At 68.1% G+C, this 25081-nt stretch carries 17 protein-coding genes and 1 pseudogene; 17 read left to right on the plus strand and 1 reads right to left on the minus strand.

The annotated features are described in order from the left end of the window. Window positions 1-97: 97 nt before the first annotated feature. On the minus strand, window positions 98-1261 hold the full coding sequence (locus AB4Y92_RS15380; protein ID WP_441820450.1) for a M23 family metallopeptidase: 1164 nt from the start codon (window positions 1259-1261) through the stop codon (window positions 98-100). Between the two features lie 458 nt (window positions 1262-1719). On the opposite strand from AB4Y92_RS15380, the gene AB4Y92_RS15385 reads away from it, so the two are divergent. From AB4Y92_RS15385 to glpK, 17 genes and pseudogenes are all read left to right on the plus strand, one after another. Then, complete coding sequence (locus AB4Y92_RS15385) at window positions 1720-2304, plus strand: YbhB/YbcL family Raf kinase inhibitor-like protein (RefSeq protein ID WP_441820451.1); 585 nt, start codon at window positions 1720-1722, stop codon at window positions 2302-2304. A gap of 347 nt (window positions 2305-2651) precedes the next feature. Then, entirely contained in the window at window positions 2652-5225 is a 2574-nt protein-coding gene (gene thrA, locus AB4Y92_RS15390; protein ID WP_441820452.1) for a bifunctional aspartate kinase/homoserine dehydrogenase I, read from the plus strand. Beyond that, entirely contained in the window at window positions 5222-6217 is a 996-nt protein-coding gene (locus tag AB4Y92_RS15395; RefSeq protein WP_441820453.1) for a homoserine kinase, read from the plus strand. The genes thrA and AB4Y92_RS15395 overlap by 4 nt, the downstream gene beginning before the upstream one ends. 192 nt (window positions 6218-6409) lie before the next feature. After that, entirely contained in the window at window positions 6410-7705 is a 1296-nt protein-coding gene (gene thrC / locus AB4Y92_RS15400; RefSeq protein ID WP_441820454.1) for a threonine synthase, read from the plus strand. 668 nt (window positions 7706-8373) lie between these two features. Next, complete coding sequence (gene ilvD / locus AB4Y92_RS15405; RefSeq protein ID WP_441820455.1) at window positions 8374-10107, plus strand: dihydroxy-acid dehydratase; 1734 nt, start codon at window positions 8374-8376, stop codon at window positions 10105-10107. A 55-nt stretch (window positions 10108-10162) separates the two neighbouring features. After that, entirely contained in the window at window positions 10163-11188 is a 1026-nt protein-coding gene (gene ilvC / locus AB4Y92_RS15410) for a ketol-acid reductoisomerase (protein WP_215055660.1), read from the plus strand. Then, window positions 11188-12942: an acetolactate synthase 2 catalytic subunit gene (gene ilvG / locus AB4Y92_RS15415; protein WP_386793896.1), complete on the plus strand. Its 1755-nt coding sequence runs from the start codon at window positions 11188-11190 to the stop codon at window positions 12940-12942. The genes ilvC and ilvG overlap by 1 nt, the downstream gene beginning before the upstream one ends. Further along, a complete protein-coding gene (locus tag AB4Y92_RS15420) occupies window positions 12926-13162 on the plus strand; it encodes an ACT domain-containing protein (RefSeq protein WP_036111253.1) in 237 nt (78 codons plus the stop codon). The genes ilvG and AB4Y92_RS15420 overlap by 17 nt, the downstream gene beginning before the upstream one ends. 239 nt (window positions 13163-13401) lie before the next feature. Beyond that, a complete protein-coding gene (locus tag AB4Y92_RS15425) occupies window positions 13402-14190 on the plus strand; it encodes an aminotransferase class IV (protein ID WP_441820456.1) in 789 nt (262 codons plus the stop codon). A gap of 2 nt (window positions 14191-14192) precedes the next feature. Next, window positions 14193-15212: pseudogene (locus AB4Y92_RS15430) on the plus strand (threonine dehydratase); the annotation flags it as partial. 125 nt (window positions 15213-15337) lie between these two features. Then, window positions 15338-16924 (plus strand): 2-isopropylmalate synthase, encoded by a 1587-nt coding sequence (locus AB4Y92_RS15435; RefSeq protein ID WP_441820457.1) that lies wholly within the window; start codon window positions 15338-15340, stop codon window positions 16922-16924. 217 nt (window positions 16925-17141) lie between these two features. Further along, a complete protein-coding gene (gene leuC, locus AB4Y92_RS15440) occupies window positions 17142-18578 on the plus strand; it encodes a 3-isopropylmalate dehydratase large subunit (RefSeq protein WP_441820458.1) in 1437 nt (478 codons plus the stop codon). Then, window positions 18578-19222: a 3-isopropylmalate dehydratase small subunit gene (gene leuD / locus AB4Y92_RS15445; protein ID WP_441820459.1), complete on the plus strand. Its 645-nt coding sequence runs from the start codon at window positions 18578-18580 to the stop codon at window positions 19220-19222. The genes leuC and leuD overlap by 1 nt, the downstream gene beginning before the upstream one ends. Then, window positions 19212-20300: a 3-isopropylmalate dehydrogenase gene (gene leuB / locus AB4Y92_RS15450; protein WP_441820460.1), complete on the plus strand. Its 1089-nt coding sequence runs from the start codon at window positions 19212-19214 to the stop codon at window positions 20298-20300. Before leuD ends, leuB begins: the two co-directional genes overlap by 11 nt. Window positions 20301-20751: 451 nt before the next feature. Further along, window positions 20752-22275 carry a glycerol-3-phosphate dehydrogenase gene (glpD, locus tag AB4Y92_RS15455; protein ID WP_441820461.1) on the plus strand — a complete coding sequence of 508 codons (1524 nt, stop codon included), beginning with the start codon at window positions 20752-20754 and terminating at the stop codon, window positions 22273-22275. A gap of 354 nt (window positions 22276-22629) precedes the next feature. Next, window positions 22630-23349 (plus strand): MIP/aquaporin family protein, encoded by a 720-nt coding sequence (locus tag AB4Y92_RS15460; RefSeq protein WP_441820462.1) that lies wholly within the window; start codon window positions 22630-22632, stop codon window positions 23347-23349. Between the two features lie 131 nt (window positions 23350-23480). Further along, window positions 23481-24986 (plus strand): glycerol kinase GlpK, encoded by a 1506-nt coding sequence (gene glpK, locus AB4Y92_RS15465; protein ID WP_441820463.1) that lies wholly within the window; start codon window positions 23481-23483, stop codon window positions 24984-24986. Window positions 24987-25081: the final 95 nt, after the last annotated feature.

Raw genomic sequence — 25081 nt, forward strand, 5'->3', positions numbered from 1 at the left:
GTGAACCCGGACACGGCCGAATTCGACCTGATCCACCCGGTGCCCGCGCCCCCGCCGCCGTGGGGCGGCTGAAGCGCGGGCGTCGAACGCGCGGCGGTCAGTGGCCCGGGTTGGTGTACCAGCCGTAGCAGTAGTTCTGTCCGTTCTTGGTCAGGTAGAAGCGGCTGCAGTTGGTGTCGTAGCTGCTGCCGGTGGCGGTGATGCGATAGCCCGACAGGTAGGCGCCGTTGAGGTGATAGAAGCTGCCGTTCTGTTTAAGCGACCAATGCTCGTGCGGACCGGTCGAGCTGCCGCCGTTGCACAGCGCCTGCGCCTGGGTGTTGGCCGGATTGGCGATGGCGGTGTTGCTGCCGACGTTCGCGCCGGTGTTGTACTGAATGTTCATCAGATGGTAGTAGGTCGTGGACCAGCCGCCGCTGTGCACGATCTCGGCGAAGCACGAGGAGTGGCGCTTGAACGAACCGTTCGCCGACGCCGACACCCAGGTGTTGTTCTGGTTGCTGCCCCAGCCGCCGCCCAGCGACATGTCCAGCGACGACATCGGGTAGTTGCCCGAGCCGGTGTTGGTATGCGCGCCGCCGACATGCCAGCGCGCGCCGCGCGGGAACGGGAATTGCAGCAGGCCGTTGGGCGACAGCGGCTGCACGTCCGGACCGGCCTTGGCGAAGCGCGCCGACGGCGCCTGGGCCTGGCGCGGCTCGTTGAACAAACGGCCGTAGACCAGCTGGAACTCGCCGTCGCCGCTGAGCTTGGCGCTGGCCTGGCTGGCGCCGGCGCGTTCGAACAAGGCCTGCAGCGGATTGGCGCGCGCCAGGGTCACCGCGCCCTTGGCGTCGGGGCCGTCGTTCTCGTACAGCGCCTCGCGCAGGGCCTGGGCGACTTCGCGGGTCTGGCCGTTGAAATCCTTCGCCTTCGCCAACGCGCCGAACGGACGCTTGGCCGCGTCGGCGGCGGCGTGCTTGCGCGTGATCGCGCCGCTTTGCTGCTCCATCAACGCGATCAGCACCTTCGGGCTGATGCCGCTGTAACCGGCCCAGTGCGAGATCGATTCGGCGTGACGCGACAGATGCGGCGCGTTCTTGGCCAGATACGCATCGATGTCGAAGTCGAACATTTCGTCGTACGAGTACACCAGGTCCTCCCCGCTCAAGCCGCGTTCGGCCGCGCCCGCGCCGCCGCCGATCGCGGCCAGCACGCAACACGCCAGCAGTCCCAGTCCCATCTTGGAGAACGCATGATTCGAGCCAGTCTTGTTCGACATCGTCTTGCTCCCGAGGTTTTGATGGGCGGCTCGCTGATAGACCACCGCGTCGTCGTACGCGGACATTCGCTCGCGGCGGCCACCCGGGTTGGTGCGAGCCGCAACGACTCTGACCGCCCGCGCAAGTGCTGTCGTGCGACCGCGGTCAAATCGCCAAAACGCAAATGAGACTGCGGCTGCAACATCCGCACAAGAATGGAATGCGCGTAAAACCCCTGGATTTCAGCGTTCAGCGAGAAACGGTCGCAGCGCACAGATCGCCGCGCGCGCATCGGGCCGACCGATCGTGCGCAAACGGCGGCATCGATGCACGCACATCCATCGCGGCCGAAGCGATGCGCAAACCAAGCGCCGCTAACCGCGCGCCCGAGCGCTCGCGCAAAGCCCGCCGAACTCGCGCATCATGTGCGCACGATCCGGACCGTCGTATCGCGTCGCCCTCTCATGGAATCCATCGCATGAACACGCTGCATCGCCATGTCGCTTCGCTTGCCCTGTCGCTGCTGGCGCCGTTGGCGCAGGCCGCCGACTTCACTCTGGAAAGCCCCGACCTGCGCGAAGGCCAGAGCATCGACAACGCCTTCGTGCACAAAGTCCTGGGCTGCAAAGGCAGCAATACCTCACCGCGGTTGGCGTGGAGCAATCCGCCGGCCGGCACGCGCAGCTTCGCGGTCACCGTCTACGATCTGGACGCGCCCGGCGGTAGCGGCTTCTGGCATTGGCTGGTGGTGAACATTCCGGCGAAAGCCAACCTGATCGATCACGGCGCCAGCACCGCGGGCCTGCCGGCCGGCGCGTTGCAGATCCGCAACGACTTCGGCCAGGCCGGTTACGGCGGCCCGTGTCCGCCGCCGGGCAAGCTGCATCGTTACGAATTCACGGTGTGGGCCTTGAAGATCGACAAGCTCAAGATCGAGCCCAGCGCCGGCGGCACGCTGGCGGCTTTCATGATCAAGCAAAACGCCCTGGGCCAGGCCAAGCTCACCGCGCCGTACGAGCGCCCGCAGGCCGAAGGCAAAAATCCCCTGGCGCCGGTTCGGTGACCTGAGTGCATATCGCCGCCCGGCGGCCGCCTCGCGCCGGGCGCCGCGGCCTTCGCACCGCCCGCACAAATCTTCATCGCCCCTCTTGACGCGCCGCACAACGGCGCGGTATTGCTAGCCCATGCACCCCGCCTTCGCCATCGCCCGCAACGTATCGACCCAGCCGCTCGGCCGGGTATCGAGCGTATGGTCGATGTCGATTACCACTACCGGTACCGGTACCACCTCTTCAGGGGTGCGGACGGGCGTGTCCAGCTAACAGACCACGCCGCTCCGCACCCGAATCCGGGTGCGGGCTGGCCGCCCTACCCCGGACCGGAACGCGGAGCTCCAACAGGAGCTTCACCATGTCGTCCGCCCCGCCCCAAGCCGCTTTCGATGCCCAGCCCGATGCGGCCGTGGCTGAAGAACCACTCGCCAGCGATCTCGACGCGCCCGTAGCCGCCGATCCCGTCGCCCCGGCCCGTCACACGCATAAATTCGGCGGCAGCAGCCTCGCCGACGACGCCCGTTATCGCGTCGCGGTCGGCCTGCTCGACGACGGCTCGCGCGAAAGAGTGGTCGTGGTCTCGGCGATGCAGGGCGTCACCGACGCGCTGGTCGCGCTGGTCGCCAGCGCGCTCGACGGACAGGACTGGGCGCCGGCCTGGGCGGTGTTGCGCCGGCGCCATGTCGAAGCGGCGCAGTCGCTGGACCCGCACGACCGCCACGGCACGATCGAAGCGATCGAAGCCGAGTTCGCGCGCTTGCGCGAAACCATCGACGGCCTGCGCGCGCAACCCGATGACGTCTTGGCCGCGGCGCTGCCGGGCTTGGGCGAAGTGCTTTCTTCCTACCTCATGCACGCCGCGCTCGGCGGCGACACCGCGGGCTGGACGCGGCTGGACGCGCGCGAGGTGCTGGTGGTGCATCCGGGCGAAATGGGCGTCGGCGTGGACTGGGCGCAAAGCCGCGAAAACCTGGATGCGTGGCGCAAGCAACACCGATCGCGCGATGTGATCGTCACCGGTTTCGTCGCCCGCGATTCGCATGGCCGCGACACCACGCTCGGCCGCAACGGCAGCGACTACTCGGCGGCGATCTTCGCCAATCTGTTCGACGCCGACGCGCTGACCATCTGGACCGACGTCGACGGCGTGCTTTCGGCCGACCCGCGCCTGGTGCCCGACGCGGTCTGCCTGCCGTCGATGTCGTACGCCGAAGCCTGCGAACTGGCCTACTTCGGCGCCAAGGTGCTGCACCCGCAGACGCTGGCGCCGGTGCAGCAGCGCGGCATTCCACTGCGCATCCGCAACACCCGCAATCCGCGCGCGCCGGGCACCCTGATCAGCCTGCGCCCGCAAGCCGACGTCGGCACGCCGGTGAAGGGACTGAGTCTGGTCCACGATCTCGCCGTGCTGGAACTGGTCGGCAACGGCATGGTCGGCGTGCCCGGCACCGCCGAGCGCCTGTTCGGCGCGCTGCGCGGCGCCGGCGTGTCGGTGACGATGATTTCGCAAGGCTCCTCGGAGCATTCCATCTGCGTGGTCGTGCGCGCCGATCAGGCCGCGCGCGGACGCGACGCGATCGTCGCCGCCTTCGCCGACGCCATGGCCGACGGCCAGACCCAACATGTCACCGTCACTCCGGATATCTGCGTGCTCGCCGCGGTCGGCGACGGCATGGTCGGCCTGCCGGGCGTGGCGGCGCAGTTGTTCGACGGGCTGGCGAAGGCGCGCATCAACCTGCGCGCGATCGCCCAGGGCGCGGGCGAGCGCAACATCTCCGTGGCGATCGCCGCGCGCGACGCCACCCGCGCGCTGCGCGCCGCGCATTCGGCGTTCTGGCTGTCGCCGCAGTGCATTTCGATCGGATTGATCGGCCCGGGCAAGGTCGGCCGCGCGCTGCTCGCGCAACTGGCCGCGGCGCAGCCGCGCCTGCAGCGCGATGCGCGTCCGCAGTACAAGCTGGACTTGCGCCTGCGCGCGATGGCCGACAGCCGGCGCATGCATCTGGCGCCGCGCGCGATGGCCTTCGAAGACGCCGGCGACAACTTCGCCGCCGACGCCGAAGCGCTGGACCTGGAACGTTTCGCCGCGCACGTGCGCGCCGAGCACATTCCGCATGCGCTGATCGTCGATTGCAGCGGCAGCGACGCGGTCGCCGCCTATTACCCGCAGTGGATCGCCGCCGGCATCCACGTGGTCACGCCGAGCAAGCACGCCGGCGCCGGCCCGCTGGCGCGTTACGAGGCGATCCGCGAAGCCTCGCGCAATGGCGGCCAATTTCGTTACGAAGCTACCGTCGGCGCCGGCCTGCCGATCATCCAGACCCTGCGTTCGCTGCTCGACACCGGCGATGAGCTGACCGAGGTCGAAGGCATCCTGTCGGGCACGCTGGCGTGGCTGTTCAATCGCTACGACGGCCAGACCGCGTTTTCCGAACTGGTGCGCGAGGCGCACGCGCTGGGCTACACCGAGCCCGATCCGCGCGACGACCTGTCCGGCACCGACGTCGCGCGCAAGTTGGTGATCCTGGCGCGCGAAGCCGGGCGGGCCTTGTCGCTCGAGCAGATCGAAGTCGAAAGCCTGGTGCCCGAAGCGCTGCGCGGCGTATCCAAGGAGGAATTCTTCGAGCGCCTGCATGAACTCGATGCGCCCTTGCAGCAGCGTTTCGATGCCGCGCGCGCCGCCGGATTGAGCCTTCGCTACATCGCCCGGCTCGATCGCGACGGCCGCGCCAGCGTCGGCGTGGTTTCGCCGCCGCCGGGACATGCTTCGCTGCACGGCGCCCTGACCGATAATCTGATCCAGTTCCGCACCCGCCGTTACGCGGATAATCCGCTGGTCGTACAAGGTCCCGGTGCGGGGCCGGACGTCACCGCCGCCGGCGTGTTCGGCGACATGTTGACGATCGCGCAAACCCTCGGAGCCCGCGCATGAGCGCTGCGTCACCTTCTTCTCCCGCCCGCTCCGACGACGATGCGATCGCGCCCTCGGCGCAGCAGGTGAGCGCGTTCGCGCCGGCCAGCGTCGGCAACATCGGCGTAGGTTTCGACGTGCTCGGCCATTCGATCCAGGGCCCGCGCGATGTCGCCACGGTGCGGCGCATCGCCGAACCGGTGGTGCGCATCCGCGCGATCCGCGGCGACGTGCCGGGCGCGGATTCGCTGCCGTTGCAGGCCGAGCGCAACACCGCCGGGCAGGCGTTGATCTCGTTGCGCGAAAAGCTCGGGCTGGCGCACGGGTTCGAGCTGGAATTGGACAAGGGCATCGCGCTGGGCTCCGGCCTCGGCGGTTCGGCCGCGTCCTGCGTCGCCGCCTTGGTCGCGGCCAACGCCTTGCTCGCCCAACCGCTGTCGCGCGAGGCCTTGTACGAATTCGCGCTGGACGGCGAATCGGTGTCCAGCGGCAGCCGCCACGGCGACAACGTCGCGCCGATGCTGCTCGGCGGCGTGGTCATGGCGACTTCCACGCGGATGATCGCGCTGTCGGTGCCCGACTGGTTGTACGCGGTGGTGGTGCATCCGGATCAAGTGTTGGAGACGCGCCGCGCGCGCGCGGTGCTGAGCGATCCGTATCCGCTGTCGCAGGTGGTCAAGCAGAGCGCGCACTTGGCCTTATTCTTGACCGGCCTGCAGCGCGGCGATGCGCAGTTGCTGCGCGAAGGCCTGGTGGATCTGCTGGTGGAACCGCGGCGCGCGCCGCTGATTCCGGGCTTCGCCGAGGTCAAGGCGGCGGCGTTGGAGCATGGCGCGCTGGGCGCGAGCATTTCCGGCGCCGGGCCGAGTTGTTTCGCGTGGTTCGAAACCAAGACCCAGGCGCAGATCGCCGCGGCGGCGATGCGCATCGCCTTCGCCGCCGCCGGGTTCGACTCGCGCGCCTACGTCACGCCGGTGGCGGGGCCGCGCGCGGAAGTGATCGGCTCGGTGTGATGGGGGAGTTCGTCGCGGTCAAAAGCAAATCCCCCCTAGCCCCCCTTTTTCAAAGGGGGGAACGCATTCGTGCGCTAGTGACGATGCCTCGCAACCCGCCTATCGCTTCCCCCCTTTGAAAAAGGGGGGCCAGGGGGGATTTGCTTTTCCACCCAGCCCTCCAAAGCCTCTCCCCCTCTGCGAGCCCACTCCATGAATTTCCTGAGCACCCGCGGACGAACACCGCCCACCGCGATCGACCAGGCCTTGTCGGCCGGGCTCGCCCCCGACGGCGGCCTGTACGTGCCCGAGCGTTTCCCCGCGCTGTCGCAACCGCTCGCCGCCGACGGCCTGGACGCCACCGCGCACGCGATCCTCGCGCCCTACTTCGAACGATCGGCCTTGCGCGAATCGCTGCGCGAGATCTGCGCGCGCGCGTTTTCCTTCGACGCACCGCTACGCCCGCTGTCGCAACCCGACGACTGGCTGCTGGAGCTGTTCCACGGCCCCACCGCCGCGTTCAAGGACTACGCCGCGCGTTTCCTCGCCGAAGCCCTGGCCGGCTTGCGCGACGACAGCGCCGCGCCCACCACGATCCTGGTCGCCACCTCGGGCGACACCGGCGCCGCGGTCGCCGCGGCGTTTCATCGCCGTCCGGGTTTCCAGGTGGTCATCCTCTATCCCGACGGCCGCGTGTCGCCGCGCCAGGCGCACGGCCTGGGCTGTTGGGGCGACAACGTGCAAGCCTTGCGCGTGGACGGCGACTTCGACGCCTGCCAGCGCCTGGCCAAGCAGGCGCTGTCCGACGACGCCCTGCGCGCGCAGCGGCCGCTGAGTTCCGCCAACAGCATCAGCCTGGGCCGGCTGCTGCCGCAGGCGGCGTACTACGCGTATGCCGCCGGCCGCCACTACGCCCAGCGCGGCGAGCCGCTGAATTTCATCGTGCCCACCGGCAACCTCGGCAATGCCTGCGCGGCCTTCGTCGCCAAGCGCATGGGCCTGCCGATCGGCGAGATCCGCCTGGCCACCAACGCCAACGACACTTTGCCGCGCTATTTCGCCGGCGCCGACTATCTCGTTCAGCCGACCCAGGCGACCTTGGCCAACGCCATGGACGTAGGCGCGCCGAGCAACTTCGAGCGACTGCGCTACTGGCATCGCGACGACGCCGAACTGCGCCGCGCCACGCAGGCGCAAAGCATCGCCGACGCCGTCATCGTCGACACCATCCGCAACGCGCCGCAACGCCACGGTGTGGTGCCCTGCCCGCACACCGCGACCGGCCTGCATCTGCTGGAAACGCTGCGCGCGCAAGGCGACGAGCGGCCGTGGGCGGTGGTCGCCACCGCCCATCCGGCCAAGTTCGAAAGCATCGTCGAGCCGCTGGTCGGGCATGCGGTCGAGCCGCCGCCGGCGCTGGCGGCGTCGCTGGCGCGGCCGGCGCAGGCCGAGCCGATGGCGGCGGATTACGACACGTTGCGCGCTTTCCTGGCCGATCCGGCCCACTGACAGCGCCACCGCGCATGTGAACGTGCCGGGCGCGGGTATCGCCTCGCCCACCCGGCCGGATCGCTCCCCCGGCGCGAATCGACAGCGTCGCCGCGGACGCTGGAATCGTCCCGATGCAGCCGGGCGGCGGCATGTCCGCCCGGCCACGACCGCGCTCACACCTCGGCGCCGGTCAGATGCAGGGCAGCATTCGCGCGTCTTGCGCCCGATTAAGGTTGCGGCCCTCCACTGCGACACAGCGATTCGATCCGGTCCCGCGTGCGCGTTCTCGCCGCCGTCGTAACTACGATCACGAACCGCGACGATTTCGCAGGAAACTATTGACAAGCCTTGGACGGCCATGGTCTTCTCGACCCCATGACGCAGCGCAGCAACCACTCGCAGACGACTTCGCTCCAGGCCGCCAAGGCCTCGAACGACGCCGCGCGCGTCTTGCTCCGCCTTGCGCCCGCAATCGCCACGACCATTCTCGTACTCGTACTTATTACCGGGTTTATCAGCGCGGGAAGCGGGTTCGTGTAGAAAAACACACAACCCAAGGTCGAAAGAACCTGAACCCCGCGCCCCAAAGGCGCGGGGTTTTTCGTTTTACAGCCCTGGGTTCCTGAAAACACCGCGCGCGGACGTGCGGGCACTGCGAAGGATTCGCAGCAAAGGAATCGATGTACGTGAGAAGCAACGCCATCAAGCAAGGCCCGGCCCGAGCCCCCGCGCGCGCGATGCTGCGCGCCACGGGCCTGGACGACGCGGCCATCGCCAGACCGCTGGTTGCCGTCGTCCACACCTGGTCCGACGTCTCGCCTTGCAACATCACCCTGCGCGATCTGGCCCAGCACGTGCGCCGCGGCGTGCACGACGGCGGCGGCACGCCGATCGAGTTCAATACCATCGCCGTCACCGACGGCATCGCGATGGGCACCGACGGCATGCGCGCGTCGCTGGCTTCGCGCGAAACCATAGCCGATTCGATCGAACTGGCCGTGTCCGGCCACTGCCTGGACGCGATGGTGTTGCTGGTCGGCTGCGACAAGACCATCCCGGCCGCGGCGATGGCCGCCGCGCGACTGGATATCCCGACCGTGATCCTCTACGGCGGCACGATCATGCCGGGCCATTGCCCGTCGAAGAAAGGCCAGAGCGACGACAAGCCGCTGACCGTGCAGGACGTGTTCGAAGCGGTCGGCGCGCATTCGGCCGGACGCATCGACGACAGCGAACTGCATCGCATCGAATCGCACGCCTGCCCCGGCGCCGGCGCCTGCGGCGGCCAGTTCACCGCCAACACCATGGCGATGGTGCTGACCTTCCTGGGCCTGTCGCCGCTGGGCTACAACGACATCCCGGCGATCCACGAAGACAAGCCCGAAGCCGCGCGCCTGTGCGGCGAACTGGTCATGCAGCAACTGCGCAACGGCGGCCCGACCCCGCGCACGCTGCTGAGCGTGGATGCGCTGCGCAACGCCGCGCGCGCGGTCTCGGCCACCGCCGGTTCGACCAACGCCGCGCTGCATCTGCTGGCGATCGCGCACGAAGCCGGCGTCGCCTTCGACCTGGAAGAATTCGAAGCCGCCGCGCATACGCCGGTGATCGCCGACCTGAAACCCGGCGGACGTTACACCGCCGCGGAAATGTTCGAATTCGGCGGCGCGGCGCTGGTGGCGCGCGAGCTGAAGACGGCCGGTCTGATCGAGGATATTCCCACGGTCACCGGCCGTTCCTTTTTCCAGGAGCTGTCCGAAGCGGTGATGGCCGATGTGCAGGACGTCGTGCGTCCGGTCAACGATCCGATCAAGCCGCGCGGCGGTTACTCGATCATCTACGGCAACCTGGCGCCGGAAGGCTGCATCCTCAAGCTGGCCGGCCACGGCCGCGAACATTTCGAAGGCCCGGCGCGGGTGTTCGATTCGGAAGAAGCCGCCTTCGCCGCGGTGCAGGCGCGGCAGATCCAGGCCGGCGACATCGTGGTGATCCGCTTCGAAGGCCCCACCGGCGGCCCGGGCATGCGCGAAATGCTGGCGGTGACCGCGGCGCTGGTCGGCCAGGGCCTGAGCAACGACGTGGCCTTGATCACCGACGGCCGCTTCAGCGGCGCCACGCACGGCTTCATGGTCGGCCACATCTCGCCGGAAGCCGCGCACGGCGGGCCGATCGCGCGCCTGCGCGAAGGCGACCGCGTCAGCATCGACGTCAAGACGCGCAAGTTGGACGTCGCCGCCGATCTGTCCTCGCGCGAGCCGGCGCGGATCACGCCGCGCGTGACCACCGGCGTACTGGCCAAGTACGCGCGACTGGTCGGCTCGGCCTCGCAGGGCGCGGTGACCGCGCCCGGCCCGCTGCAATCGCCGCCGGCGAAAAGAATCGAAGCCACCCTAATCGAAGAACCCGCAACCGAACCCGCCTGATCGTCACTAACTCCTCACTCCTCTCAACTCGTTCCTCCCCTCCGAGACCACAGACATGACCGCAACGACCTTCCGCCCCAAGATCGCCATCGTCGGCTACGGCAGCCAAGGCCGCGCGCACGCGCTCAACCTTCGCGATTCCGGCTTCGACGTCACCGTAGGCCTGCGTCCGGGCGGCCCGACCGAGCTGAAGGCCAAGGCCGACGGCTTCACCGTCAAGACCCCGGCCGAAGCGGTCGCCGAAGCCGAACTGGTCGCGGTGCTGACGCCCGACATGGTGCAGCCGCAGCTGTATCGCGATGTCATCGAGCCCAACATCAAGCAAGGCGCCTGCCTGCTGTTCGCGCACGGCTTCAATGTGCATTACGGCCAGATCGCCCCTCGCGCCGATCTCGACGTGGTGCTGGTCGCGCCGAAGGGCCCGGGCGCGCTGGTGCGCCGCGAATACGAAATCGGCCGCGGCGTGCCCAGCGTCTATGCCGTGCATCAGGACAAGACCGGCCGCGCGGAAGAGTTCGCCCTGACCTACTGCGGCGGCATCGGCGGCGCGCGCCAGAACGCGATCAAGACCACCTTCAAGGAAGAAACCGAAACCGATCTGTTCGGCGAACAAGCCGTGCTGTGCGGCGGCGCGACCAAGCTGGTCCAGGCCGGTTGGGAAACCCTGGTCGAAGCCGGTTATCAGCCGGAAGTGGCCTACTACGAATGCCTGCACGAACTGAAGCTGATCGTGGATCTGTTCTATGAAGGCGGCGTCACCCGCATGCACGAGTTCATCAGCGAGACCGCGCAGTACGGCGCGCTGACCCGCGGCACCTACATCGTCGATGACCACACCAAGGCGCAGATGCGCAAAGTCCTGACCGAAATCCAGGACGGCACCTTCGCCAAGCAGTGGATCGCCGAATACGCCGCCGGCAACGCCAACTACAAGGCGCTCAAGCAGGGCGACCTGGAGCACCCGATCGAAGCGGTCGGCAAGAAACTGCGCGCCAACATGAAGTGGCTGGACAACGCGCCCAAGGCGCAGACCGCCGCTCCCGCCGCCACACGCGGCGAACGACAGGAAGAGGCTGCCTGATGAACGGTGCCCGCTGGCTGGTGCAAGCACTGGCCGCAGAAGGCGTGGACGTTCTGTTCGGTTATCCGGGCGGCACGATCATGCCTTTCTACGATGCCCTGCACGGGTCGGACCTGAAGCACATCCTGGTCCGTCACGAGCAAGGCGCGGCTTTCGCGGCGAACGGCTACGCCCGTGCCAGCGGGCGAGTCGGCGTTTGCGTAGCCACTTCCGGACCCGGCGCGTCCAACCTGGTCACCGGCATCGCCGACGCGATGCTGGACTCGGTGCCGATGGTCGCCATCACCGGTCAAGTCGCGACCACGCTGATGGGCACCGATGCGTTCCAGGAACTGGACGTGTTCGGCATGACCATGCCGATCGTCAAGCACAGCTTCATCGCGCGTAAGGTCGATGACCTGCCGCGCATCGTCGGCGAAGCCTTCCGCCTGGCGCGTTCGGGCCGTCCCGGCCCGGTGCTGATCGATCTGCCCAAGGACGTGCAGAACCAGGACGCCTCGCATCTGCCCGCGCACGTGCCGCTGCCGACCGATCCGGTGCCGGCCGCGGCCGACGCTGCGTATCACGAAGCCGCCGCGCTGATCGCGCACGCGCGCAAGCCGCTGGTGTACGGCGGCGGCGGCATCGCGCTCGGCGATGCGGTCGAATCGTTCCGCGCCTTCGTCGAAGGCAGCCAGATTCCGTCCGTGCTGACCTTGAAGGGACTGGGCGCGCTGCCGGCCGATCACGCCCTGAACCTGGGCATGTTGGGCATGCACGGCAACCGCGCGGCGAATCTGTCCGTGCAGGAATGCGATCTGCTGATCGTGGTCGGCGCGCGTTTCGACGACCGCGCCACCGGCAAGCTGGCCGAGTTCGCGCCAAATGCGCGCGTGGTGCACATGGATCTGGACGCCTGCGAGATCGGCAAGCTGCGTCACGCCGACGCCGCGGTCAACGGCGACCTGCGCCGCTCGCTGGACGCGCTGACGCCCCCGGTCACCGCGCAACTTCAGGCCCGCAACGGCGCCGCGCGCCGCGCCTGGCGCGACACCTGCCTGCAGCGCAAGCGCGAATGCGCGCCGCGCTACGACGCGCCCGGCGAAACCGTGTACGCGCCGGCCCTGCTGCGCCGCCTGTCGGAACTGGCGCCGGAAGCCATCGTTTCGTGCGATGTCGGCCAGCATCAGATGTGGGTCGCGCAGCACTGGCAGTTCAACGATCCGCGCAAGCACCTGACCAGCGGCGCGCTGGGCGCGATGGGTTTCGGCGTGCCGGCCGCGTTGGGCGCGCAGTTGGAAAGCCCGCAGGCGCAGGTGATCTGCGTCAGCGGCGACGGCTCGTTCCTGATGAACGTGCAGGAGCTGGCGACCATCGCGCGCTATCGCCTGCCGGTGAAAATCGTGCTGCTCGACAACCAGGCCCTGGGCATGGTCCGGCAGTGGCAGGAGCTGTTCTTCGAACGCCGCTATTCCGAGATCGACCTGTCCGACAACCCGGACTTCTGCGCACTGGCCGCCGCGTTCGGGGTCAAGGCGATGTATGTCGATCGCGCCGACTCGGTCGAGGAAGCGCTGACCTACATGCTGGAAACCCCGGGCCCGGTGCTGCTGCACGTGGCCATCGACCAGGCCGCCAACGTCTGGCCGCTGGTCCCGCCCAATCACAACAACGCGCAGATGCTCGACCCGGAAGCGGGCGACGCCGACGCCATCACCAGCCTCACGCCACCCACCACCGCCGAAAAGGAGGACGCCGATGCGATACCAGCTTGAACTGACCCTGCGCCAGGCCGAAGGCGCGCTGGCACGCGTATTGGGCGCCGCCGAACGCCGCGGTTTCCGTCCGCTCTCCGTGGACGGCGAAGCGCAACCCGACGGCGATCGCTGGCACCTGCGCATGACCGTGGAAGGCGATCGCGCCGACACCGCCCTGCAGAGCCAGCTCGCCAAGCTTTACGACTGTCTTGCCGTTGAGGTTTCTCCATGCAGCTGAACACCGAAATCGCTAATCAACCGGCCGCCACCGAAGCGGCGCATGGGGGCTTTGCGGCTTCCGCGGTTCGTGAGCGGGCTTATGCGCCCAGTCAGAGTGAGGGCAGGTCGACCGGATCTGGGCGTTCTGAGTCCCGGGCTCGGGGTGAAGTCCCGAATCCGACGGATCAACCCGTCATTTGGTTCGACGGTCACTTCATCGCTGGCGACGCGCCCGAAGCCCCGCTGACCACCCACGCCATGCACTACGGCACCGCGGTGTTCGAAGGCATCCGCAGCTATGCCACCTCCGACGGCGGCGCGGCGGTGTTCCGCCTGCCCGAACACATGGAGCGCATGCGCAAGGGCGCGGACATGTTCGGCATCGAGTTCGATGCCGAGCGCGCGACCCAGGCCACCCTGGCGACGCTGCGCGCCAACGGCCATCGCGACGCCTATATTCGTCCACTGGCCTGGATGGGCACCGGCAGCATCGGCCTGGACGTCGATCCGCTGACCCAGCATCTGATGATCGCGACGATGGCGAAAGTCGTGCACCTGGGCGGCGCGCGCACGCGCCTGACGGTGTCGCCGTGGAAGCGCAATCCGGCCACCTCGATGCCGCCGCTGAAGCTCAGCGGCGCCTACGTCAACTCGATCCTGGCCAAGCGCGAAGCCAAGCAGCGCGGCTTCGACGAGGCGCTGTTCACCGACGACAAGGGCTATGTCGTCGAATGCACCGGCGCCAACGTGTTCATGGTCAAGAACGGCGTGGTCACCTCGGTCGATCACCGCGACGCGCTGCCGGGCATCACCCGCGACACCATGATCGAATTGTCCGGCGCTCAATCGCGCGAAGTGACCCTGCACGAGCTGCTGGACGCGGACGAAGTCTTCGTCTGCGGCACCGCCGCCGAAGCCACCGCGATCGCTGTGCTGGATCGCCGCGAGTTCGGCGACAACCCGGTCACGCGCGAACTGGCGGCGCTGTACGGCCGCGTCGTGCGCGGACAGGAAGCGCGTTACGCCTCCTGGCTGACCGCGGTCTGATCATGGACGGCGACGTAGCCCGCATGGCCCAAGTAAGCGCCGCCGACCTGCTGGCGGCGCAAGCGCGGCTGCGCCGCTACCTGGATCCCACGCCGCTGCACCACGCCGAACGTTTCGGCTGCTGGTTGAAGCTGGAAAACCTGCAGCGCACCGGTTCCTACAAGGTGCGCGGCGCTTTGAACGCGCTGCTGGCCGCGCGCGAACGCGGCGATCACCGCACCGTGATCGCCGCCTCCGCCGGCAACCACGCGCAAGGACTGGCCTGGGCGGCGTACCGCCTGGGCGTCAACGCGATCACGGTGATGCCGCGCACCGCGCCGCAGACCAAGATCGCCGGCGTCGCCCACTGGGGCGCGACCGTGCGCCTGCACGGCGACACCTACGACGAAGCCAAGGCCTTCGCGATCGAACTGGCGCAACAACACGATTACCGCCTGCTGTCGGCCTTCGACGATCCCGACGTGATCGCCGGCCAAGGCACCGTAGCGCTGGAACTGGCCGCGTTCGCGCCCGACGTGGTGCTGGTGCCGATCGGCGGCGGCGGTCTGGCCGCCGGCGTCGCGCTGGCGTTGAAGTCGGAACTGCTGTCGGGCTCGGCCGCCGCGCGCCGCGTGCGCGTGATCGGCGCGCAGGTCGAAGGCGTGGACTCGATGGCGCGCGCGCTGCGCGGCGACCGCCGCCTGATCGAACCGGCCGCGACCCTGGCCGACGGCGTGCGGGTCAAGGACCCCGGCCGCCTGACCGAGCGCGTGCTGAGCACGCTGCTGGACGACGTGGTCATCGTGCGCGAAGCCGAGCTGCGCGAAACCCTGGTCCGGCTGGCCCTGGAAGAACACATCATCGCCGAGGGCGCCGGCGCCCTGGCGCTGGCCGCCGGCCGCCGCATTGCCGGCAAGCGCAAGTGCGCGGTGGTCTCCGGCGGCAACCTCGATGCCGGCGTGCTCGCGCGCCTGCTCTCGGAAGTGCGACCGCGCGCACCGCGCCGCCCGCGCCGCCGCACCCGCGACGCCGTCGGTCGCGAAACCGCAACCGTCGAGGCGGACATTTACAAGCTCGCCAACCTGTCATTCGAGCGCAGGGCCACGCAGCCCGACGCCGTCATCGCAAACCATTCCCAGCATCCAGTCGTAACAGAGGAAATTCCCGCATGAACGACTCGCCCGGTCCGGTAACGCCCATTACCGAGGCTTCCCAACACGTCACCATCTTCGACACCAGCCTGCGCGACGGCGAGCAATCGCCCGGCTGCAGCATGACCGCGAGCCAGAAGCTGCGCTTCGCCCACGCGCTGTCGGAACTCGGCGTGGACGTGATCGAAGCCGGCTTCCCGGCCAGCTCCGAGGCCGATCTGGAAGGCACCCGCGCGATCGTGCGCGAAGTGCGCGGCTCCACCCTCGCCACCCTGGCGCGCTGCCATCCGGGCGACATCGAAGCCTGCGCGCGCGCGCTCGAAGGCGCGGCCAAGCCGCGCATCCATGTGTTCATCTCGACCAGCCCGCTGCACCGCCAGCACAAGCTCAACCTGGACAAGCAGCAGGTGCTGGAGCGCGCGGTCGCCGCGGTCGAACAGGCGCGGCGCTATGTCGATGACGTCGAATTTTCCTGCGAGGACGCGCTGCGCACCGAGCACGATTATCTGGTCGAAGTGTGCAGCGCCGCGGTCGCCGCCGGCGCGCGTACCTTGAACATTCCCGACACCGTGGGCTACACCACGCCGGGCGAAATCCGCGCCTTGTTCGAATACCTGCGCGCCAACGTCCAGGGCGCCGACAAGGCGGTGTTCAGCGCGCACTGCCATAACGACCTGGGTCTGGCGGTCGCCAACAGCCTGGCCGCGATCGAAGGCGGCGCGCGCCAGGTCGAATGCACCATCAACGGCATCGGCGAGCGCGCCGGCAACTGCGCGCTGGAAGAACTGGTGATGGCGCTGCGCGTGCGCAACGCTTACTACGGCGCGACCACCCGCATCGACACGCGCCGGCTGGTGCCGACCTCGCGCCTGCTCTCGCGCATCACCGGCATGGTGGTCCAGCGCAACAAGGCCATCGTCGGCCAGAACGCGTTCGCGCACGAGTCGGGCATCCATCAGCACGGCATGCTCAAGCATCGCGGCACCTACGAGATCATGAATCCGGAAGACGTGGGCTGGGCCGAATCGCAGATGGTGATGGGCCGCCACAGCGGCCGCGCCGCCTTGAACGATCGCCTGCAGACCCTGGGTTTCAGCCTGGACGAAGCGCGTTTGAACGCGGTGTTCGCCAGCTTCAAGGCCCTGGCCGAGAAGAAGCGCGAAGTGTTCGACGCCGACCTGGAAGCGCTGGTGTTGGGCGCCGACGCCAAGGCCGGACGCGGCTATCGGCTGGTGCGCGCTCACGTCAGCACCGGCGTCTCCGACGGCAGCCTGCCGACGGCGAGCGTGCAACTGGTCGAGCCCGAAGGCTCCACCGTCAGCGAAGCGGCGGTCGGCGACGGCCCGGTGCACGCCTTGTTCGCGGCGCTGGCACGCGCCACCGGCGTGGCCCTGCGCATCGACAGCTACAACGTGTCCAGCGTGACCACCGGCGACGACGCGCAAGGCCAGGCCAGCGTGACCGCGCGCGTCAACGGCGTGGAGCTGACCGGTTCGGGCACCAGCACCGACATCATCGAAGCCAGCGCGCTGGCTTGGTTGGAGGTGGCTAATCGGGTGCATCGCACGCAGCAGGCGCCGCAGCGGCTTACTGCGACTGCGTGAGCATGCGCACCGGTTCTCGACCACCGCGACATCTGGAAGTCGTCATCCCCGCGAAGGCGGGGATCCAGAGACTTCAGAGTGATGTCGCGATAAAGCCCTGGATCCCCGCCTTCGCGGGGATGACGGCTGAGAGAGTCGGGCGCGACTGAGACAACCAGATTCTGAAGATACGACAAACCGCTCCAGCCATAGCAGCCAAAGCAGAACATCGGACTCCATGACTACCACCTCGCCTCATCCCACCACCTTGTTCGAAAAACTGTGGAACGCGCACCTGGTATCGCCCGAAAGCGACACCGCGCCCGCCGTGCTCTACATCGACCTGCACCTGATCCACGAAGTCACCTCACCGCAGGCCTTCGCCGAACTCGAATCGCGCGGCCTGTCGCCGCGCCGGCCCGATCTGACCAAGGGCACGCTCGACCACTCCACCCCGACCCTGCCGGCCGGCGCCGACGGACGCCTGCCATTCTTCACCGCCGAGGCCGAGCACCAGGTCGATACGCTGCGCCGCAACTGCGCGCGCTACGGCGTGGAGTTGTTCGATTACGACGGCCCGCACCGCGGCATCGTCCACGTGATCGGCCCCGAACTCGGCCTCACCCAGCCGGGCCAGACCATCGTCTGCGGCGACAGCCACACCGCCACCCACGGCGCGTTCGGCGCGCTGGCCTTCGGCATCGGCACCAGCGAAGTCGGCCACGTGCTGGCCACGCAGTGCCTGCTGCAACGCCGCGCCAAGACCTTGGCGATCGAGGTGGAAGGCGAACTGGCGCCCGGCGTGGGCGCCAAGGACCTGATCCTGCATATCATCGGCGAGATCGGCGTCAACGGCGGCACCGGCCACGTCATCGAATACCGCGGCTCGACCATCCGCGCGCTGTCGATGGACGAGCGCATGACGGTCTGCAACATGTCGATCGAAGCCGGCGCGCGCGCCGGCCTGATCGCGCCGGATCAGGTCACCTACGACTATCTCGCCAAGACCCCGCGCGCGCCGCGCGGTGCCGACTGGGACCGCGCGCTCGCGCGCTGGAGCCAGTTCAAGACCGACGACGGCGCGGTGTTCGACCGCCACGTGCATATCGACGCGAGCAAGATCAAGCCGACGCTGACCTGGGGCACGCACCCGGGCCAGGTTGCGGCGATCGACGCGCGCCTGCCGCAGGCCAACGATCCCGACGAAGCCAAGGCGCTGGCCTACATGGGCTTCGACGGCGGCGCGACCATGGCCGGGCGTCCGGTCGATGTGGTGTTCATCGGCAGCTGCACCAATTCGCGCCTGTCGGATCTGCGCCAGGCCGCCGACGTGCTGCGCGGCCGCCACGTGCATCCGCGCGTGCGCATGCTGGTGGTGCCCGGCTCCGAGCAGGTCAAGCGCGAGGCCGAAGCCGAAGGCATCGACGCGATCGTGCGCGCGGCCGGCGCCGAATGGCGCGAGCCGGGCTGTTCGATGTGCATCGCCATGAACGGCGATCTGGTCGGTCCCGGCCAGTTGGCCGTGTCCACCAGCAACCGCAATTTCGAAGGCCGCCAGGGCAAGGGCGCGCGCACCTTGCTGGCCTCGCCGCTGACCGCGGCGGCCTGCGCGGTCGCCGGCCACGTGGTCGATCCGCGCGATTACCTCAACGCCGACGTCAAGGAGGTCGCGTGATGTCCGCTTCCGTCAATCCGCCTTCGAGCACGGAAGGTTTCGTCGAACTGGTATCGCGCACCGTGGTCCTGCGCGAACGCAATATCGACACCGACCAGATCATCCCCGCGCGTTTCCTCACTACTACCGAGCGCAAGGGCCTGGGGCGTTTCGCCTTCAACGATTGGCGTTATATCGCCGACGGCTCGCTCAATCCGGCCTTCGAACTCAACAAGCCGCACAACGCCGGCGCGGCGATCCTGGTCGCCGGGCGCAATTTCGGCTGCGGCTCCTCGCGCGAACACGCGCCGTGGGCCCTGACCGACCTGGGCCTGCGCGCGGTGATCAGCAGCGAGATCGCGGACATCTTCCGCAGCAACTCGCTCAAGAACGGCCTGCTGCCGATCGTGGTCGCGCAGGAGCTGCTGGACGAACTGCTGGAGCAACCGGGCATCGAGCTGCGCGTGGACGTGCGCACCCGCACCCTGCACTTGCCCGACGGACGGGGCGTGCAGTTCCCGCTCGATGCCTTCGCCCAGACCTGCCTGATCGAAGGCGTCGATCAGCTGGGTTATCTGTTGCGCCAGATCGACGCCATCCACCAATTCGAACAACGCCGCGACGCGGCGGTCCACAGTCAACAGGAGCAACACCATGCGCGCTGACATCGTCGTGCTGAAAGGCGACGGCATCGGTCCGGAAGTCACCCACGCCGCGGTCGAAGTGCTGCGCGCGGTCGCCCGCCGTTACGGTCATCAATTCACCCTGCACGAGCATCTGATCGGCGGCGCCGCGATCGACGCCACCGGCGAGCCGCTGCCGGCGGCGACGCTGGAGGCCTGCCAGCGCGCCGACGCGGTGCTGCTGGGCGCGGTCGGCGGGCCGAAGTGGTCCGATCCCAAGGCCAAGGTCCGCCCCGAACAAGGCCTGCTGGCCTTGCGCAAGGGCCTGGGCCTGTACGCGAATCTGCGTCCGGTGCAGCCGCACGCGGCGACCCTGGGCGCATCGCCGATCAAGCCGCACTTGCTGTCGGGCGTGGACATGATCGTTGTGCGCGAGCTCACCGGCGGCATCTACTTCGGCCAGAAGCAGCGCAGCGAAACCACTGCGAGCGATCTGTGCGAGTACAGCGTGGCCGAGATCGAGCGCGTGGTGCGTCGCGCCTGCGAACTCGCGCGCGGCCGCCGCCACCATGTGGTTTCGGTGGACAAGGCCAATGTGCTGGAGACCTCGCGGCTGTGGCGCGAAGTCGCCACGCGGGTGGCGCGCGAGGAATTTCCCGACGTGACCTTGGAGCATCAGCTGGTCGATTCGATGGCCATGCACCTGATCGCCAAGCCGCGCGCGTTCGACGTGATCGTCACCGAGAACATGTTCGGCGACATCCTCACCGACGAGGCCTCGATGCTGGCCGGCTCGCTGGGCCTGCTGCCGTCCGCGTCGCTGGGCGAGGGCAAGGTCGGCCTGTACGAACCCATTCACGGCTCCGCGCCCGACATCGCCGGCCGCGGCATCGCCAACCCCTGCGGCACCATCCTGAGCGCGGCGCTGCTGTTGCGTTACTCGCTGGGATTGAACGCGGAAGCCGAGTGCATCGAACAGGCCGTGTCCGCGGTCCTGGACGCCGGCGTGCTGACCGCCGACCTGGCCCCGGCCGGCGAAGCGGCGACGACGGCGGCGGTGACCGCGGCGGTGCTGGCGCGGTTGGAGTTGCCTTGTCAGGTGGCGGAGTTGCGGGACTGATTCGTCTGCTTCTCCCTTTCCGTTCCCGCTCTGCTCCCTCTCCCGCTTGCCACCCAAGGTGACTTCCTTCGGGGCGCGGGAGAGGGCTGGGGTGAGGGCCCGGGCGCTGGCAAGCGCAACCTAGGCCCGCGCGCACCCTCATCCGCCCTTCGGGCACCTTCTCCCGCGCCCCGAAGGAAGTCACCTTGGGTGGCAAGCGGGAGAAGGAGTCGATACCGATTCTCCCGGCCGCAAGCGGGAGAAGGATCTCCACACAATCTCCAGTAAGTCTGTACCCCTTCCCGACGCCCCACGCGTCGGGATTTTTTTTGCCCGCGCCTTGCCGACCCGGTCACCGCCCCCTCACCCACCATTGATGTGAACCCAGGCAACAATCGCCCGGTAACGCTATGCCATCATCCTGAAGCAACCTGGGTCGGCGACGCGCGGCCCGCAGCCAGACGCGGAGCGCATGACCGAGCAAGTACCCACGGCCGACCTGCTGATCGTCGGCGGCGGCATCAACGGCGCGGCGATCGCGCGCGACGCGGCCGGGCGCGGACTGTCCGTGCTGCTGTGCGAGCGCGACGACATCGCCTCGCATACCTCCAGCGCCAGCACCAAGCTCATCCACGGCGGCCTGCGCTACCTCGAACAATTCGAGTTCGCCCTGGTCGGCAAGGCCCTGGCCGAGCGCAAGCGCCTGCTGCGCATGGCGCCGCACATCATCTGGCCGCTGCGCTTCGTGCTGCCGCACCAGCCGCATCTGCGCCCGGCCTGGATGATCCGCATCGGCCTGTTCCTGTACGACCGCCTCGGCGGCCGGCGCGGACGCGGGCTGCCGGGGTCGCGCTCGGTCAACCTGCGCAAGCACATCGCCGGGCGGCCGCTGCAGGACGATTTCGTCCGCGGCTTCGTCTATTCCGACGCCTGGGTGCAGGACGCGCGCCTGTGCGTGCTCAACGCCATGGACGCCAGCGAGCGCGGCGCCACCGTGCTCACCCGCACCGCCTGCGTGTCGGCGACGCGCGGCGAACACGACTGGCAGGTGCAGTTGCGCGGCGCCGACGGCGCGGCGCGCACGGTGCGCGCACGCGCCCTGGTCAACGCCACCGGCCCGTGGGCGGCGCGTTTTCTCGATGAGGTCGCGCACGTTCCGCACAACCACACGCTGCGCCTGATCAAGGGCAGCCATATCGTCGTGCCCAAGCTGTTCGATCACGACCACGCGTACATCTTCCAACAGCCCGATCGCCGCATCGTGTTCGCGATTCCCTACGAGCACGACTACACCCTGATCGGCACCACCGATGTCGATTACCGCGAAGACCCGTCGTCGCCGCGCATCGACCAGGCCGAAACCCAGTACCTGTGCGAGGCCGCTTCGCGCTATTTCAAGAAACCCATTCGCCCCGACGACGTGGTCTGGACTTACAGCGGCGTGCGGCCGCTGCTCGACGACGACAGCGATCAGGCCTCGGAAATCACCCGCGATTACCTGCTCACCCTCGATCGCCAGGGCGCGCCGCTGCTCAACGTGTTCGGCGGCAAGCTCACCACCTCGCGCAAGCTCGCGGAAGAAGCCTGCGACACGCTCTCGCCCTTGTTCGGCGCGCCGCGCCCGGCCTGGACCGGCGGCGCGTCGCTGCCCGGCGGTGATCTGCCGGACGCGAACTTCGAGGCGTTCCACGAGGATTTCAGCCTGCGCCGGCCGTGGCTGCCCGATGCGTTGGCGCTGCGCCTGTGCCGCAACTACGGCAGCCGCGCGCTGCGGATCGTGGAGAGTTGTTCGCATCTGGAAGAGCTGGGCGAGCGGTTCGGCTCGGATCTGTACGCGACCGAAGTGGATTATCTGATCGACTTCGAATGGGCGCGGACGGCCGAGGATATTTTGTGGCGGCGCTCCAAGTTGGGGCTGCGGATCGATGCGCAGGGGCAGCGTCGGTTGCAGGAATATGTTGCGATGAGGTTGGGGGGCGCGGATGGCGAGGTTTGAGAGGTGGCGCTCTTTCGCCTTTGCTCGTCATTCCCGCGAAAGCGGGAATCCAGAGACTTCAAACGTTCTCGCACGAAAGGCACTGGATTCCCGCTTTCGCGGGAATGACGACCTGGGAGATGGCGCTGAAGTCTTTGGATTCCCGCGTTCGCGGGAATGACGACCTGGAGGGATGGCGCTGAAGTCTCTGGATTCCCGCCTTCGCGGGAATGACGGCATGAAGGGGATGCGGTAAACCTATCGGCGCGTCAATGCAGCAGCAACCCGATAGAAATTCGGCAACAGTCAGCAGAAAGCTTCACTCAGAAATAAAAACTAAAAAAGCCTCACCAAGCACCAGGGAGACCCACCGCAATGGCCACACCGATGTCGCAATATCTCAGCGAATTTATCGCCACCGGCATGCTGATTCTGCTCGGCAACGGCGTGGTCGCCGGTGCGCTGCTCAACAAATCCAAGTCCCAGGGCGCCGGCTGGGGCGTGATCACCGCGGCCTGGGGCCTGGCGGTGTTGATCGGCATCTACATCGCCGGCCCGACCAGCGGCGCGATCATGAATCCTGCGCTGACCATCGCGCTGGCCTCGATCGGCAAACTGTCGTGGGCCGTGGTGCCCGGCTTCGTGCTGGCGCAGATCGCCGGCGCCTTCGCCGGCGCGACCCTGGTGTGGCTGACCTATCTGGCGCACTGGCGCGTCAGCGACGATCCCGCGCTCAAGCTGGCGATCTTCTGCACCGCCCCGGCGATCCGCGACACCAAGGCCAACGTGCTGACCGAAGTCATCGGCACCTTCGCCCTGACCTTCTGCGCATTGGCCATCGGCGCCAACACGCTCGCGCCCGGCATGGGCCCGCTCGGCGTCGGCCTGCTGGTCGTCGTGGTCGGCATGTCGCTCGGCGGCCCGACCGGTTACGCGATCAATCCCGCGCGCGACCTGGGCCCGCGCATCGCCCACGCGCTGCTGCCGATCGCCGGCAAGGGCGGCTCGGACTGGGCTTATGCGTGGGTGCCTGTCGTCGCGCCGATCATCGGCGCTCTGATCGGCGCGTTCGCTTTCCAGGCGGTGTACGGCTGAAGCGGGGAATGGAGGGGATCAGGGAATAGGGAATGGCGGGCTCTGTCGCTCACTGATACCTCATCCCTTGCCTTAGCCTCCATTCCCTATTCCCCATCCCCTCATTCCCTGCTTTCATCAGAGAGAGACTCATGGATCGCACCTACATCCTCGCCATCGACCAAGGCACCACCAGCTCGCGGGCGATGCTGTTCGATCGCGACGGCGCGGTGGTCGGCGTGGCGCAGCGCGAGTTCGAACAGATTTTCCCGCGTCCGGGTTGGGTCGAACACGATCCGCGCGAGATCCTCGCCAGCGTGCAGACCACCGCGATCGAGGTGATGACCAAGGCCCAGATCAGCGCCTCGCAGATCGCCGGGATCGGCATCACCAATCAGCGCGAAACCACGGTGGTGTGGGATCGCCACACCGGTCAGGCGATCCACAACGCCATCGTCTGGCAGTCGCGCCAGACCGCGGCGATCTGCGACCAGCTCAAGGCCGACGGCTATGAGCCGATGGTGCGCGAGCGCACCGGCCTGTTGATCGATGCGTATTTCTCCGGGACCAAGGTCAAGTGGATTCTCGACAACGTCGAAGGCGCGCGCGAAAAAGCCGAGCGCGGCGATCTGCTGTTCGGCACCATCGACACCTGGCTGATCTGGAATCTGTCCGAAGACAAGACCCACGTCACCGACTACAGCAACGCCTCGCGCACGTTGATGTACGACATCCACAAGCGCCAGTGGTGCCCGGAATTGCTGGAGATGCTCGGCGTGCCGGCGTCGATGCTGCCGGAAGTTCGTTCCAGCAGCGAGGTCTACGCGCACACCGGCGCGCGTCATTTCTTCAATAACTCGGTGCCGATCTGCGGCGTCGCCGGCGATCAGCAGGCGGCGCTGTTCGGCCAGGCCTGTTTCGAAGCCGGCATGGCCAAGAACACCTACGGCACCGGCTGTTTCCTGCTGATGAACACCGGCGAGAAAGCGGTGCGTTCCGACAACGGCCTGCTCACCACCATCGCCTGGGGCATCGACGGCAAGGTCGAATACGCGCTGGAAGGCAGCATCTTCGTCGCCGGCTCAGCGGTGCAGTGGCTGCGCGACGGCTTGCGCATGCTCGGCAAGGCCGGCGATTCGCAGGCCTATGCCGAACGCGCGCGTTCGACCGAAGGCGTGTACTTCGTCCCGGCTTTCGTCGGCCTGGGCGCGCCGTACTGGCGCAGCGACGTGCGCGGCGCGATGTTCGGGCTGACCCGCGGGACCAGCAAGGAGCATTTCATCCGCGCGGTACTCGAATCGCTGGCGTATCAGACCCGCGACGTGCTCAGCGCGATGCAGGCCGATTCCGGGATCGAACTCAAGGCCCTGCGCGCCGACGGCGGCGCGATCGCGAACGATTTCACCGCGCAATTCCAGGCCGATATCCTCAACGTGCCGCTCAACCGTCCGCGGGTGAACGAGACCACGGCGCTGGGCGCGGCGTATCTGGCCGGACTGGCGGTCGGATTCTGGGAAAGCCGCGAGCAGATCGCGCAGCAGTGGCAGGTCGAGCGCAGCTTCGAGCCGCAGATGCTCGAGGCCGAGCGCGAGAAGTTGTACGCGGGGTGGAAGCGCGCGATCGAAGCGACGCTGGCTTTCAGCGTCGAGCACGCCTGAATCCAGGCCTATCTGAAGCCCTCTCCCGCTTGCGGGAGAGGGTTGGGTGAGGGCACGCGAAGCTTCAAGCCCACGACGCCGCTGCAACCGCGGGG

The sequence above is a fragment of the Lysobacter sp. TAB13 genome (assembly GCF_052113885.1).
GTDB classification, from domain to species: domain Bacteria; phylum Pseudomonadota; class Gammaproteobacteria; order Xanthomonadales; family Xanthomonadaceae; genus Lysobacter; species Lysobacter gummosus.

Coding starts and splice junctions, on each gene's coding strand:
- thrA (WP_441820452.1), top strand. CDS start 2,652: ATGTCGTCCGCCCCGCCCCAAGCCGCTTTCGATGCCCAGCCCGATGCG.
- glpD (WP_441820461.1), top strand. CDS start 20,752: ATGACCGAGCAAGTACCCACGGCCGACCTGCTGATCGTCGGCGGCGGC.
- leuB (WP_441820460.1), top strand. CDS start 19,212: ATGCGCGCTGACATCGTCGTGCTGAAAGGCGACGGCATCGGTCCGGAA.
- AB4Y92_RS15460 (WP_441820462.1), top strand. CDS start 22,630: ATGGCCACACCGATGTCGCAATATCTCAGCGAATTTATCGCCACCGGC.
- glpK (WP_441820463.1), top strand. CDS start 23,481: ATGGATCGCACCTACATCCTCGCCATCGACCAAGGCACCACCAGCTCG.
- AB4Y92_RS15435 (WP_441820457.1), top strand. CDS start 15,338: ATGAACGACTCGCCCGGTCCGGTAACGCCCATTACCGAGGCTTCCCAA.
- ilvG (WP_386793896.1), top strand. CDS start 11,188: ATGAACGGTGCCCGCTGGCTGGTGCAAGCACTGGCCGCAGAAGGCGTG.
- AB4Y92_RS15420 (WP_036111253.1), top strand. CDS start 12,926: ATGCGATACCAGCTTGAACTGACCCTGCGCCAGGCCGAAGGCGCGCTG.
- AB4Y92_RS15380 (WP_441820450.1), bottom strand. CDS start 1,261: ATGTCGAACAAGACTGGCTCGAATCATGCGTTCTCCAAGATGGGACTG.
- thrC (WP_441820454.1), top strand. CDS start 6,410: ATGAATTTCCTGAGCACCCGCGGACGAACACCGCCCACCGCGATCGAC.
- ilvC (WP_215055660.1), top strand. CDS start 10,163: ATGACCGCAACGACCTTCCGCCCCAAGATCGCCATCGTCGGCTACGGC.
- AB4Y92_RS15395 (WP_441820453.1), top strand. CDS start 5,222: ATGAGCGCTGCGTCACCTTCTTCTCCCGCCCGCTCCGACGACGATGCG.
- leuD (WP_441820459.1), top strand. CDS start 18,578: ATGTCCGCTTCCGTCAATCCGCCTTCGAGCACGGAAGGTTTCGTCGAA.
- AB4Y92_RS15385 (WP_441820451.1), top strand. CDS start 1,720: ATGAACACGCTGCATCGCCATGTCGCTTCGCTTGCCCTGTCGCTGCTG.
- leuC (WP_441820458.1), top strand. CDS start 17,142: ATGACTACCACCTCGCCTCATCCCACCACCTTGTTCGAAAAACTGTGG.
- AB4Y92_RS15425 (WP_441820456.1), top strand. CDS start 13,402: ATGCACTACGGCACCGCGGTGTTCGAAGGCATCCGCAGCTATGCCACC.